Annotated in this window: 10 protein-coding genes; 1 reads left to right on the top strand and 9 read right to left on the bottom strand. The window is 71.7% G+C overall.

What is annotated here, in order from left to right; all coding sequences use genetic code 11:
• Positions 1 to 16 precede the first annotated feature (16 nt).
• The 7 genes from ACOTKD_RS35830 to ACOTKD_RS35800 all read right to left on the bottom strand — a co-directional run bounded on the left by ACOTKD_RS35830 (position 17) and on the right by ACOTKD_RS35800 (position 5,789).
• Positions 17 to 1,288 carry a glycosyltransferase gene (locus ACOTKD_RS35830; RefSeq protein WP_424893174.1) on the bottom strand — a complete coding sequence of 424 codons (1,272 nt, stop codon included), beginning with the start codon at positions 1,286 to 1,288 and terminating at the stop codon, positions 17 to 19.
• A 74-nt stretch (positions 1,289 to 1,362) separates the two neighbouring features.
• Positions 1,363 to 2,310: an alpha/beta fold hydrolase gene (locus ACOTKD_RS35825; protein ID WP_424893173.1), complete on the bottom strand. Its 948-nt coding sequence runs from the start codon at positions 2,308 to 2,310 to the stop codon at positions 1,363 to 1,365.
• Positions 2,307 to 2,579 (bottom strand): acyl carrier protein, encoded by a 273-nt coding sequence (locus ACOTKD_RS35820; protein ID WP_424893172.1) that lies wholly within the window; start codon positions 2,577 to 2,579, stop codon positions 2,307 to 2,309. Before ACOTKD_RS35820 ends, ACOTKD_RS35825 begins: the two co-directional genes overlap by 4 nt.
• Positions 2,580 to 2,598: 19 nt before the next feature.
• Positions 2,599 to 3,609 carry a 3-oxoacyl-ACP synthase III family protein gene (locus ACOTKD_RS35815; protein ID WP_424893171.1) on the bottom strand — a complete coding sequence of 337 codons (1,011 nt, stop codon included), beginning with the start codon at positions 3,607 to 3,609 and terminating at the stop codon, positions 2,599 to 2,601.
• A complete protein-coding gene (locus ACOTKD_RS35810; protein ID WP_424893170.1) occupies positions 3,606 to 4,493 on the bottom strand; it encodes an alpha/beta fold hydrolase in 888 nt (295 codons plus the stop codon). The genes ACOTKD_RS35815 and ACOTKD_RS35810 overlap by 4 nt, the downstream gene beginning before the upstream one ends.
• Positions 4,490 to 4,762, bottom strand: a complete 273-nt coding sequence (locus ACOTKD_RS35805) for an acyl carrier protein (RefSeq protein WP_424893169.1) — start codon at positions 4,760 to 4,762, stop codon at positions 4,490 to 4,492. Before ACOTKD_RS35805 ends, ACOTKD_RS35810 begins: the two co-directional genes overlap by 4 nt.
• A gap of 10 nt (positions 4,763 to 4,772) precedes the next feature.
• On the bottom strand, positions 4,773 to 5,789 hold the full coding sequence (locus ACOTKD_RS35800; RefSeq protein WP_424893168.1) for a beta-ketoacyl-ACP synthase III: 1,017 nt from the start codon (positions 5,787 to 5,789) through the stop codon (positions 4,773 to 4,775).
• A 169-nt stretch (positions 5,790 to 5,958) separates the two neighbouring features.
• Between ACOTKD_RS35800 and ACOTKD_RS35795 the strand changes: the two genes are divergently transcribed.
• A complete protein-coding gene (locus tag ACOTKD_RS35795) occupies positions 5,959 to 6,579 on the top strand; it encodes a 2'-5' RNA ligase family protein (RefSeq protein ID WP_424893167.1) in 621 nt (206 codons plus the stop codon).
• 31 nt (positions 6,580 to 6,610) lie between these two features.
• Here ACOTKD_RS35795 and ACOTKD_RS35790 read toward each other — a convergent pair whose 3' ends face one another.
• Together ACOTKD_RS35790 and ACOTKD_RS35785 are read right to left on the bottom strand one after the other, a co-directional pair.
• Entirely contained in the window at positions 6,611 to 6,847 is a 237-nt protein-coding gene (locus ACOTKD_RS35790; RefSeq protein WP_424893166.1) for an MbtH family protein, read from the bottom strand.
• Positions 6,848 to 6,908: 61 nt separating this feature from the next.
• A complete protein-coding gene (locus ACOTKD_RS35785; RefSeq protein WP_424893165.1) occupies positions 6,909 to 13,178 on the bottom strand; it encodes an amino acid adenylation domain-containing protein in 6,270 nt (2,089 codons plus the stop codon).
• Positions 13,179 to 13,195 lie beyond the last annotated feature (17 nt).

The following is a 13,195-nucleotide window of genomic DNA, read 5'->3' as shown; positions in this document are numbered from 1 at the left end:
CGGACTTTTGGAACCGCTACGGAGTCCCCCGCCGGACCGCCTCCCCCGGCTGAGACGCGATCCGCCTGAGCGCGTGGACGACCCCTGCGGTGCCGTCCTGCCCTTCGACGATCGCGCCGATGCGGCGGGTCCGTTCGCGGTAGTGGCCGTCGGTGAGGAGCCGGGTGAGGGCGAGGCTGAGATTGCCGCTGGTGAGGTGCGGCACCGGGAGGGCGGCGGGGGTGAGCCCGAGGGAGCGGAGCCGGGCTGCCCAGAAGGGCTGGTCGAGCTTGAAGGGGACGGGGAGGGTGGGCAGGGCGGCCTCCAGAGAGGCGTGGGTGGTTCCCGGGCCCGCGTGGTGCACGGCGGCGGCCATGCGCGGGAAGAGCCAGGTGTGCGGGCACTCTCCGATGGTGAGGACGTCGTCGCTGCCGCCGTCACCCGTCAGGCCGGCCCAGCCGCCTTGGACGACGGCGCGGATCCTCAGCCGGCGCACGGCACGGGTGATGGTGCGGGACAGCTGTTCCGCACGGCCTTCGCCCATGCTGCCGAAGCCGAAATACACGGGTGCGGGCCCCGAAGCGAGGAAGTCGACGAGACGGTCATCAGGACGCCAGTCCGGTGGTCGAGCGGGCCGCCAGGCGCCGACGGCCCTGTGCGCGGCGGGCAGCGGCATCCGAGCGGGCAGGAGAGCGCTGCTGAAACCGTAGGAGACGGCGTGGCGGGCGGAAGGCGTCAGGGTGGTGGGGACGGAGCGGTGACGCAGGCCGAGTTCGCGTCGCAGGCGGGCGATCGCCGGGGCGTACAGCGGGCTGAGGACGGCTTTGACCAGCGCATCGGCGATCGTGTAGCGCAGCCGCGGCGTCCCGGCGATCAGGCGCGGCAGCATCATGGCGTGCGAGACGGTGTAGACGCCGAGGCACGGCACGCGGAGCCCTGCGCCGATGACCGCGGCCTGGGGGTGCAGCAGGGGATGGGCGAGGAGAGCGTCGGCGCCTTCACCGGCCGCTTCCAGCAGGACCCCGGCTGCGGTGAGTGCCATGTCCCGGCCGTTGTCGATGCGCGCGCGGCGCGGCTTGTGCGCTCCGACCGCGGCCTCCTGCTCGTCCAGGGGCATGGCCCGGACCGGAAGCCCGTGCGCGCGGAAGAGGTGCGCGTATCGCCGTGAGGTCACCACGGTGACCTGATGACCGGCCTCTCTCAGGCCGGTGGCGAGGCCGGTGTACGGGGCGACGTCGCCGGTCGTCCCCCACGTGGCCAGGACGATGCGCCGAGGCGCGGCTGGTCGGTGCTTCCTGGGGGTCTGCACGGCTGCGGGGCTCCTCGGGATGCGGGACGCGGGGGCGAGGTACAGAGGGCCGGCGGCACGGCACGGCCTGGTGCTCAAGGCATCGCCTCGACGGTGCACTGCCGCAGAGCACTGAGCGGTCTGCCGCCGAGGAAGAGGGTGACGAGAGCGGCGAAGTCGGCGTCCCGTTCCATGTGCAGCAGGTGGTCGGCGTTCTCCATGACGACGAAGGTCGCGCGGCTGATGGTGGACGCGACGGCCCGGTTGTCGGCGACGGTGGTGGCGGTGTCGAATTCGCCCACTCCGACGAGAGAGGGAACGCCGTGGATGCCGCCCGGGGGAAGCGGGTCGCGCAGCAGGAGGAACCCGCGGTCGTGGACGTAGCGGACGAGGGGGTCGCAGGGGGACGCGGCGAGCTGGTCGAGCACGACGCGTCCTGCTGCCCTGATGAGCAGGTGCCGCTCGGCCGCTTCGGGGTTGGTGAGGACGCCGACCAGCTCTTCGGCGGCTCGAAGACGGGCCGGTGCATCTTCGGCGGAGGAGGCCGGGGCGCGGCGGCCGGCTTCCCGGCGCAGGCCTTCACCGATCAGTTTCGCCAGGCGGGGGGCGGGCCGGGGCGAGGCACCGAAGAGCATCAGCCGCGTGACCCGGTCGGGGTGGCGCTGGGCCAGCCGGTAGCCGATGGGGTAGCCGGAGGAGACGCCGAGCACGGCGAAGCGGCGGATGCGCAGCTGGTCCATGACGCGCAGGGCGGCGTCGGTGAGGTCGTCCCAGTCCAGGCTCGGCACATCCTGCCCGGGCGTGCGGGCGGCCGGCAGGTCGGGGATGACCAGGGGGAACCGGGAGGCCGTACGGCGCTCGAAGCGTGCCCACGAGTGTCTGTTCTGCAGGCCGCCGCCGAGGACGAGCAGCGGATCGGCGGCGCCGGCCGGGCCGTCCGGAACGACGGTCCTGCACGGGAAGTCCGCGGGGCTCCAGGTGATGCGGTGGTCGTGCGCGCCGGCACGGGCGAGAGGGAGCGAGGAGGGGTGCCGCCCGGTCACGCCTCGGCCGCCAAGTGTCTCTCGACGAGGGCCGCGAGGTCGGCGACGGTGGAGTTCGCCGACAGATCGGCTTCGCTGATCACCAGTGCGTACTCGTCCTCGATGACCATGGCGAGTACGGCGATGGCCATGGAGTCCACGCCCGCCTGCGTCAAGGTGGCGTCGGGTGTGACCGGTCCGGGAGGCAGGCCGGCCTTGTGCGTCAGAATGCGGATGACGGCGTGTTGCACGCCGGCGTTCTGCACGTCGGTGTCCTGCCTGTCGTCCATGCGCCTGGCCTTCCGGGAGTCACAGGTGGGGAGTGAGGCCGTGCGGCCACGTGGCGGTGGTGGCGGCCCATGACAGGCCGCTGCCGAAGGCCACCATCAGCACGCGCCGGCCGGGTTTGACCGCGCCGTGGGAGGCGGCGTGCGCGAGCAGGAGCGGGATGGACGCCGCGGCGGTGTTGCCGACGTGCTCGATGTTGGACGGCATGCGGTCGGCCGGGAAGGACAGGGTCGCGGCCACGGCCCGGGTGATCGCCGCGTTGGCCTGGTGCGCGACGAGCACGTCGATGTCCTCCAGCGTCCAGCTCGCGGCCTCGGCGGCGGCGATCACGGCGGCGCTCATGCGCTTGACCGCGTTGCGCACGACTTCGGTACCGCGCATGTGCAGGAACGCGTCCGCGCCGCCGAGGTCCGGTGCGGGGGTGCGCCGGCGGGAGCCGCCGGCCGGGATGGCGATGGCGTCGGCGAGGGTGCCGTCGCTGCCCCATGCCGTCGGACCGAACGTGGGCGGCTCACCCGGGCGCGCCCGCCGGAGCACGGCGGCGCCGGCGCCGTCGCCGAAGATCGGGGCGGTGCCGGGATCCGCAGGGTTGATCATGGTGGAGGAGCTCTCGGCACCGATCACCGCGACGGATCCTGCCGTGCCGGCGGCGATCAGCCCGCGGGCGAGCTCGCAGCCGTAGAGGAAGCCCGAGCAGCCGGCGTTGAGATCGAAGGCGGGTATGCCGGTCATGCCCAGGCGGCTGGCGACTTCGGGGGCGCCGGCGGGGCAGAGCCGGTCCGGGGTCGTGGTGGCGAGGACGAGCGCGTCGACTCGTGCCGCGCCGGCCGAGGCGAGCGCCCGCGCACCCGCCTCCGTGGCCAGGTGGACGGTGGCGTCGCCGTCGCTGATGCGGTGCCGGCGGGCGATGCCGATCCGCCGCCGTACGAAGGCGTCCATCGCGGGGCTCATGAGATCCGCGTTGTCCACGACGGTCGGCGGCAGCCAGGACCCCAGACCCGCCAGCACGGTGGTCACCGGGTCGTCGCTCACGGCGTGGTCACCCCGGCGGCCGTGGCGGGTCCGGTCAGATAGCCGAGGCCGGTGAGCGGCCGGCCGGTGAAGAAGCGCATCACCAGGTCGCCGGCCTCGTACCGGCGCTGCAGGAACACCCAGTGATCGGCTTCGCCGATCGCCGCGAACGTGCAGCCCTCGATCGTGGCCGCGAACTCCCTCTGCTCCTCCAGGGAGCTGATGGTGTCGTGCTCGCCGCAGAACACCAGCGTCGGAACACCGCTCAGACCGCCCCGGGGGTCGAGGTTCTCCAGGACCGAACGCTCCATCGTCCGGAATCCGTGCGCGCTGCCGGTGACGGCCCTGAGGGTCATCCGCTTGACCAACTGGCGCACCACGTCCCGGTTCCTGACCGTCACCCGGCTGTCGGAGCACAGGAACATCTCCGCCAGGACGTCCACGAATCCGTTCGCGTCACCGGTCAGCATCCGCCGGGCGCCGCGCGTCCACAGGCCGACGAGTTTGTCGCTGATGCGGACGGGCACGCCGCCCAGCGCCAGCTTGGCGTACCGGTCCGGGTGCCTCTGCGCGCAGCGGAAGGCGACGGCCGAACCGAAGGAGTAACCGAGGAAGTTGACCCGTTCCAGGCCGAGGCCGTCGATGATGATCTCGGTGGCCCGGCACATGGTCTCCATGTCCTGCTCGGGCCGCAGGGGAGTGGACGCTCCGGCGCCGGGCAGGTCCACGGAGATCAGGTCGGCGAAGGGCAGGACGTGACGTTCCATGATGGACCAGCCGTGCATGCCCTGCAGCACGCCGCCGAGGACGAGCACCGGCTCGATGCGCGGAGTGTCGCTCTCCACCACCTGGCAGGAGAAGGTCAGCCCGTCCAATTGCAGGGTGCGGGTGATCGCCTTGGTCACGGCTCTCCATTCCGCCGGTCCACCGAGTCCAGGGCCTCCTGCACGAGATCAGCGGTTTCCCGGAGAGTGATGTGCCCGCGGGCGTGTGCGTCGTCGAGCCGGATCCCGTAGTGGTCGGAAAGCGTCACGAACATCTCCACCTGCGCGATGGAATCCAGGCCGAGGCTGTCGAAGGAACGGTCCACGGTGAGTTTTTCGGAATCGAGATGGTAGGTGGCGGACAGATAGTCGCGAATGAACTCGAACGGCTGCCGGACGGGCTCGTCCATGAAGAAACTCCTACCGTCGTGCGGGCTTGAGACCGGGCCAGGTCAACGCGACCGCGCCCCACACCGCGCCGCCCCCGAACGCGGTCAGCAGGGTCCGTGTGCCGGGGGCGACGGACTGGGCCTCGACCAGTTCGTCCATGACCAGGGGGATCGACGCCGAAGACGTGTTGCCGACGCTGCGGATGTTCCCGAAGCGGCTGGAACGGGGCACGCCGACCAGGTCGGCCACCTTGTCCAGGATCCGCTGATTGGCCTGGTGGCCGATGAACGCCCCCACGGAATCCACCGGCCATCCGGTCTTCTCCAGCAATTCCCGGGACACTTCGGTCATCCGGCGCACCGCGTGGGCGAACAGCTGCGGACCCTGCAACCGCAAGCAGCGCTCCGCCACCGGGGCGGCGCCACCGGGGTCCGGCCGCCGGGAGCCGCCGGCGTGGACGACGGCGAGGTCCTTCTGCGTGCCGTCACTGCCCAGGCACGTCGCCCGGACGGCACCGGGCTCGTCGCGCTCGCCGCTGCGCAGCACCACGGCCCCGGCCCCGTCGGCGAAGACCACGGCGGTGCCGCGGTCCGCGGGGTCGGTGATCGTCGACAGCGTCTCCGCCGCCAGGACCAGCACGCACTCCGCCAGCCCCGCCCGGATCCACGCATCGCCCACGGCCACCCCGTACGTGAAGCCCGAACACGCGGCCGCGACGTCGAACGCCGGCAAGGTGCCCAGACCCAGCCGGGCGGCGACCCACGGCGCCGTCGCCGGTGAGGGGTGGTCGGGCGTCGTGGTCGTCAGCACCACGAGGTCGACGGCCGGATCGCCGGCACTCAGCAGGGCTGCGCGGCCCGCTTCGACGGCGAGGTCCCCGGTGCTGATTCCCGGCTCGACCCGGCGCCTGCATTCGATTCCGGTCCTGCTGCGGATCCATTCGTCACTCGAACCGAGATTCGCAAACGATATGTCGTCGTTGCGGATCACCCGCGGAGGGAGGGAGGAACCGACACCGGCCACGACGGAAGAAGCGGAGCTGGTCATGAGAATCCCCCGATCGACAGCAAGCCTGCGGTGGTGCGTCAATCGGGCATCACTGTATTTCAGACATTAAGCACCCGTCAAAGGATCCCGGGATTTTCCCCGTCCGGGCCGCTCTTTTCTCGCAAGGAATAACGAGGCTCGGGCGGGCGGGTGAACGCATCATGGGAGTGTGAACGGGTACCGGGAGGCCGGCGGCGCCGGGCCGGGAGGCACGCTGGAGGTGCCGCCGACGGCCCGGACGGCCGTGGCGTGGCTGCCGCCGCAGGAGCTCTGGCCCGCGATTCAGACGATCCGCCGGGAGCACGATCCGCAGGTGCGGCGGTGGCCTCCGCACGTGAACCTGCTGTTCGGTTTCGTGCCGGAGGAGGAGTTCGCGCGGGCCGTGCCGCTGCTGGCCGCGGGCGCGGCGGAGAGCGCGGCGTTCACGGCGCGCCTGTCCGGCGTACGGTACTTCCGGCACCGGCACTCCTCGACGGTGTGGCTCGATCCGGCAGCGGCGGGCACGGCGCCGTGGGAGCGCCTCCACCAGGAGCTGGAGTCGCGCTTCCCGCTCTGCCGCGGGCGCGGCGACCGTTTCACCCCGCATCTGTCCCTCGGTCGCACGCAGGAACCACGGGGCCTGGCCGCGGAATGCGCCGCCCGGCTCGGCGCACGGTCCGCCGTGGTCGAAGAGGTGGCCGTCCTCTCCCGGCGCGGCGAGGGGCCCATGCTGCCCCGGGCCGTGATCACACTGGGCACGGGCGAGGTCCGCCGAGCACCGGAATCCGGGGCGCCGGGGTACGAGCGATAGGGGAGGGACCAGGGGGGATCCTCCCGAAGGGTCAGGAGGGATCCTTCCGGGCCGCCGCTGCCGCGTTCATCGCCTCGACGAGGCTCCTGGGACGCATGTCGGTCCAGTGCTGCTCGACGTACTCCAGGCAGGCGGCCCGCTCCTGGTCCTCCAGGGCGACGGACCAGCCCTCGGGGACGGTCGCGAAGACCGGCCACAGCGAGTGCTGGCCCTCGTCGTTGACGAGCACGTGGAAACGCCCGTTGTCGTCGTCAAAGGGGTTGGTCATGTCCTGTCCTTCCTCGCGTACAACGTCGGGTTGTCGTCCACCGGCGGCCTGCCGTCAGCCATCAGCCGCCGGTCGTCGATGCCGGCGCCGGGAGGAACCCCGAGCCGACGAAGTACTGGACGTACTTGGCGACCAGGTCGTCGCCGACGGCGGGGCACGCTATGCCGGAACCGGCGAGCCCGCGCTCGGTGTTGCTCCGGTCGTAGCGCGGGCTCGCGGCGCCGACCCGCAGCCCCTGCGCCAGCAGTGCGGCCGGAGCCAGCGAGGACTTCGCTTCGGCGGCGCCGAGGAGTGCGTGTTTCCACTCCTCGTAGGACAGGCTCGTCACGTCGTAGCCGAGCCGCCGAAGACAGTCGGTCAACGCGTCGAAGCCCAGCGGCTCCGGGTTGGTCACGTGGAAGACCTTGCCGTGCGCATCCGGCTGCCGGCCGAGATGGACGATCGCCCTCGCCACATGGTCGACCGGCACGAGGTCGACGTCGAACCGCATTCCCTCCCGCACCGTCCGGTCCGGCGCGGCACGCAACTCGATGATCGCCCGGACCATCGTCCACAGTGCGTCCCCCGTCGTGCACGCGCCCGTGCCGGTGTGGCCACTCACCCGGCTCGGCCGGTAGATCACCGCGGGAACGCCCCGTTCCCCGGCCGCCCGCACCAGTTCCTCGGCCACCCACTTCGTTGCGACGTACCCGTTCGACGCCACCCGGTCCGGTGCGACGCGGCGGTCCTCCCGGACGACATCGGTACCCGGGTCCCGCCCCACCCCGGCGGCGGAACTGGAGACGTAGTGCAGGGGCTTGACCCGCGCCGTGGCGGCCAGGCGCACCACCTCCTGCGTGCCCAGGACGTTGGCCGCCTTCAGCCTCGCGTACGAGTCGACGATGTTCACCCGCGCGCCGTTGTGGTAAATGACCTCGATCCGGTCCGCCAGCAGGGCGAAGCGTTCCCCGGTCAGACCGAGCAGCGGCTTCTCCAGGTCTCCTGCCACGGCGACGATCCGCTCGCGCAGGGCCTCGTCCCACAGCCGGTACGCGGCGAGGCCGCCGCGCAGCCGTTCTCCGGCCTCTTCGTCGTTCGCCGCTCGCACCAGGCACCACACGTCGGCCTCCGTCCGGTCCAGCAGCTCGCGGAGCAGGAAGGAACCGAGGAACCCGGTGGCGCCGGTGAGCAGGATGCGGCGGGGAGCAGTGTGCACCCGGGGGGCCACGGGCCGGCAGCCGTCGGTCGTGATCGCCGGATCGAGCACCGCCTCGGCGCGGAAATCGATGCCGTCCGTGCCGTCCGCCGCATCGCCACGGGGACGCTCGGCGGCATCGACGGCCGCTGCCAGTCCGGCGACGGTGGGCGACTGGAAGAAGGCGCGGACCGGCAGCTCGGTGCCCCACACCGACCGGACCCGGTTGATCAAACGGGTGGCGAGCAGGGAGTGCCCGCCCAGGGCGAAGAAGTCGTCGTCGACCCCCACCGCCGGCAGTCGCAGCACCTCGGCGAACAAGCCGGCCAGGACCTCCTCCCGGGAGTTCCGGGGCGCTGCGCCGGTGGACGGCGTGCCCGCCCCGGGTGCCGGCAGGGCGTCCCGGTCCAGCTTTCCGTTGGCGGTCAGCGGCAGGGAGGCGAGTTCGAGCACGGCGGCAGGCAGCATGTGGTCCGGCAGCAGTGCCGCCAGGTGCCGGCGCAGTTCGGGGACCTGCACCCGCCGTCCCGGCACGGGCACCACGTAGGCCACCAGACGCGTGTCGCCCGGCCGGTCCTCCCGGGCCAGCACGGCGGCCTGGCCGACGTCCTCGTGGCGGGCGACGGCCGCCTCGATCTCGCCGGGTTCGATGCGGAACCCGCGGACCTTGACCTGGCGGTCCGCCCGGCCGACGTACTCCAGGTTCCCGGCGAAGTCCCACCGCACCAGGTCCCCGGTGCGGTACATCCGTGCCCCCGGGCCGCCGTACGGGTTCGCCACGAACCGCCCGGCGGTCAGCCCCGGGCGCTGCAGATAGCCGCGGGCCAACTGGGCACCGGCCAGATACAGTTCCCCCACCACACCCGGGGGAACCAGCCGCAAGCGGGCGTCCAGCACATACGTCCCGACGTTCCGGATCGGCCGGCCGATCGGCGCCGCGCCCGGCCATGCCGCTTCCTCGTCCGGCAGGGTGAACGCGGTCACCACATGGGTCTCGGCAGGCCCGTAGTGGTTGTGCAACCGGCGCCGTACGCCCCGGTGGAAGCGGCGGACCGGCTCGCTCAACCGCAGCGCCTCACCGGCCTGGGCCACGTCCACCAGCGCCGGCAGCGTCTCTCCGCTCTCAACAGCCGCCTCGCACAGCGCCTCGATCACCAAGCTCGGCGCGAACAGCTTGCCGACCTCGTGCCGCCGCAGCCACGCCACGAACGCCGCCGCGTCACGGCGGACGTCCTCGGGGGGAATCACCAGGCACGCACCGGACACCAGCGTCGACAGGATCTCCTGCACCGACACGTCGAAACTGATCGCAGTGAACTGGGCGACCCGCACGCCGGGGCCGGCCGGCATCGCCGAGGCGTGCCACGCCAGCAGGTTCGCCAGCGCGCCGCCGGACATCATGACGCCCTTCGGGCGGCCCGTTGATCCCGACGTATAGATCACATACGCCAGTTGCTCCGGTGACAGCGGGGCCGGGCGATCGGCATCGGTGAGGTCAGCGCCGTCCTCCCGGGCGAGGTCAAGCCGGTCGACCAGCACCGATGGGACGTCACCCAGGTCCGGCAGGCGCGGCGCGGTGACGGCGTCGGAGAGTACGTGGGCGGGCCGGGCGTCGGCCAGCATGAACGCGATCCGCTCCGCCGGATACTCCGGATCCACCGGCAGGTACACGCCGCCCGCCTTGAGCACGGCCAGGAGACCGACCACCACATGCACCGACCGCGGCAGCGCCACGGCAACGACCCGGTCAGGACCGACGCCGCACCGGACCAGCACCCGAGCGAGCCGGTTCGCCCGGGCATTGAGCTCCCCGTACGTGATCCCAACACCGTCGTGCAGCACTGCTACGGCATCGGGCGACTCCTTCGCCTGAGCCTCGAACCACCCCGGGAGCAGACCTTCCGGGGCGGGATCCGCGCTGAACCCCAGGAGACGGTCCCGCTCCCCGGCGGTCAGTAGATCGACGTGCCCTATGGGCTGCTCGGGGCGCATGACCACCGCCTCCAGCAAGAGGCGCAGCCGCGTCACGACGGCCTCGGCCGCGACCCGCTCCACCGCATCCGGCCGGTACTGCAGCCGCAGCCGCAGAGCCGGGCCGGGTATCACGGCGAGGCTGAGGGGATAGTGCGTGCCGTCGGCGGCTTCGATGTCCAGCAGCCGCAAGGCAGGAGCGGTCTTCTCCAGCGCCCCGGCGTCGACCGGATAGCTTTCGAACACGGTGGTCGTGTCGAACAGTGTGCGTACACCCGCTGTCTGCTGGATGTCCGCAAGCCCCAGATGCTGGTGCTCCAGCAGGGCCGACTGCTCTTCTTGCAGCCGGGTCAGCATGTCCGCCCACGACTCGTTCTCGTCCCAGCGCACGCGTACGGGCAAGGTGTTGATGAACAGCCCCACCATGTCCTCGATGCCGGTGACCTCGGGCGGGCGGCCGGAGACCGTGGCGCCGAAGACCACGTCGTGCCGGTGGAGCAAGCGCCCCAGCAGGGTTCCCCAGACCCCCTGGACAACGGTGTTGAGCGTCAGCTCGTGCCGGCGGGCCCACGCCGTCAAGGCCGCGGTCAGCGTCTCCGGCAGCTCACTCGTCACGTCGGCGGGCAGCACAGTGCCACGGGCAGCACTGACCGGAGCCAGCAGCGTGGGCTCTTCTATGCCGGTCAGTGCCTCTCGCCAGGCCTTCTCGGCCGCGTCCCGGTCCCGGCTCACGAGCCAGGTGAGGTAGTTCCGGTAGGGGACGGGGGAGGGGAGGGCGGTTCCGTCTCCGCTGCCGGAGCTCTGGGTGTAGAGGGCGAAGAGTTCTCGCATGAGGATGGGGAGGGACCATCCGTCGAGGAGCAGGTGGTGGTGGGTGAAGACGAGGCGGTGGTGGGCGGGGCCGGTGCGGATGAGGGTGAAGCGCAGGAGTGGTGGGCGGGCCGGGTCGAAGCGGCGGGCGCGGTCCTCGGTCAGCAGCCGGGCCAGTTCCGGCTCCGAGTCCTGGTCGCTCCTCCCGCTCAGGTCCACTTCGCGCCAGGGCAACGCCACCTCGCGCGGAATGACCTGCACCGGGTGATCGGCATCCTCCTGCCGGAAGCCCGCCCGCAGGTTCGCGTGCCGGCGCAGCAAGGCCGCTGCCGCGGACTGCAGCGCTGCCGCGTTGAGCTGCCCTTGGAGGCCGAGGACCAGTTGGACGGTGTAGACGTCGGGCAATTGGTCGTCGAAAGCCGAGTGGAAGAGCAAGCCCTCCTGCAACGGTGAGAGCGGCAGGATCTCCTCAAGATCCGACCCGCCCACCCGGGCCCCGGTGAGCCGGTCAAGCTGGTTCTGCGTCAGTGAGACGAGAGGCAGGTCCGAGGGCGTCCAGCCCCCTGCACCGGGCCGGCGGCTGTGAGCGATGAGGGCGTCGAGTGCTTGTGACCACAAGTTGGTGAGCTCATGGACGTCTGCTTCGGACAGGGTCTTGTCGGTCCATGTCCAGGAGGCCACGAGTACGGGCCCCTCGGCGCTTTCCCGGGCCAGGGCATTGATGCCGAGGTGGTGCGCCGGCCCCGGTCCGGGCAGTCCGGCTTCGGTCGCATCGAAGAGGGCGTCGGTTTCCTCGGCGACGGTCCACTGCCCGGTGTCGGCCGCGGGGAATCGCCCCAGGTAGTTGAATCCGACCTGGGGAGCGGACAGGTGGGACAGCCGTCCGCGGGTCTCCGGATTGAGGTAGCGGACGAGCCCGTATCCGAGGCCCTGGGCCGGGACCGCCCGAAGCTGTTCCTTGACCGTCTTGAGAGCCTGACCGGCAGCGGGTCCTCCGGTCAGCACCTGATCGAGGTCGATGCCGTGGAGGTCGACCCGTACGGGGAACAGGCTGGTGAACCAGCCCACCGTGCGCGACACATCCACTCCGGGAACCCCTGAGTCCCGGCCGTGTGCCTCCAGATCAACCAGCAGGGCCGCCCCCGCCTTTCCGCGCTGCTGGTGCCGGCGCAGGACCGCCACGGCCAGCGCCGTCAGCAGGACGTCGTTGACGTTCGCGTGGAACGCGGCCGGCACGTCCGTCAGCAACGCCGCTGCCCGTTCCGGCGGAATCGTCATCACCAGCGACCGTGTGGTGTCGTCCTCCTGGGGCGGCCGGTCGGCCAGGGTCGCGCCGGGCCCGTCGAGGACCTGTGCCCACCATGCTGCCTCGTCGACCCGTTCCGGTTCCCGGGCCTGTTCCACCAGCAGTTCGGCCCACCGGCGGAACGACGTGTGTACGGGGGCCAGGTCGGCTGCGCGGTCCGCCGCGACGGCAGCCGCGGCAGAGGCCAGGTCCGGCAGCAGAATGCGCCAGGACACCCCGTCGACCACCAGATGGTGCAGCACCAGCAGCAACCGGCCCGCACGGGCGGGCCCGGCGTCGAACCACACCGCCTGCAGCATCACCCCGTCACCGGGAGCCAGCCGCCGCACGGCCGCAGCGCCCTCCGCAGCGATCGTCGCGCGCAAAGCCGCGCCTTCCAGCCCGCGCATGTCGGCGCGACGGATGCACGTGCTCGCCGTGACCGTGGCGCGTGGGGCGATGTCCAACTGCCACTCGCCGCCGGGATGCCGGGTCACCCTCATCCGCAGGGCGTCGTGGTGGTCCAGCACCGCTTGCATCACCGCGTTGAGGCAAGTCGTGCCGAGTCCGCCGGGAACGTTCAGGAGCACCGACTGGTGGAACCCGTCGGGCGAACCCCCGCGTTCCCGGAGCCGGTGCATGATCGGGGTCATCGGCAGCCGGCCGACGCCGGCATCAGGTGCTTCGCTGCCGGGTTCGCTCTCCGAGTCCTTCGTCGCTGCCAGGGCCAGGGCCGCGGGCGTCTTGTGCTGGAAGACGTCGCGGAGGGAGATGACCAGCCCGGCGGCGCGGGCCTTGGACACGAGCTGGATGGACATGATGCTGTCGCCGCCCAGCTCGAAGAAGTTGTCCTCCGCGCCGACCTCGGGGAGGCCCAGCACGTGGGCGAAGAGGCCGCAGAGCAGCTCTTCCCGCGGCGTACGAGGAGCACGCGTTGCCGGGGCCGTACCGGCTTCGGGCGTCGGCAGGGCTGCCCGGTTCAGTTTTCCGTTCGGGAGCAGAGGCAGTTCGTCGAGGAGTATGAATACTGCCGGGACCATGTAGTCCGGTAGTGCGCGCCGGGCGAAGTCGCGTAGGTCTGTGGTGTCCACGGCCGATCCGGTGGCGG

Source organism: Streptomyces sp. XH2 (assembly GCF_049725035.1).
GTDB classification, from domain to species: Bacteria; Actinomycetota; Actinomycetes; order Streptomycetales; family Streptomycetaceae; genus Streptomyces; species Streptomyces roseoverticillatus.
This window is presented reverse-complemented; position numbering and strand designations above follow the sequence as displayed.

Coding starts and splice junctions, on each gene's coding strand:
- ACOTKD_RS35805 (WP_424893169.1), bottom strand. CDS start 4,762: ATGGACGAGCCCGTCCGGCAGCCGTTCGAGTTCATTCGCGACTATCTG.
- ACOTKD_RS35790 (WP_424893166.1), bottom strand. CDS start 6,847: ATGACCAACCCCTTTGACGACGACAACGGGCGTTTCCACGTGCTCGTC.
- ACOTKD_RS35800 (WP_424893168.1), bottom strand. CDS start 5,789: ATGACCAGCTCCGCTTCTTCCGTCGTGGCCGGTGTCGGTTCCTCCCTC.
- ACOTKD_RS35820 (WP_424893172.1), bottom strand. CDS start 2,579: ATGGACGACAGGCAGGACACCGACGTGCAGAACGCCGGCGTGCAACAC.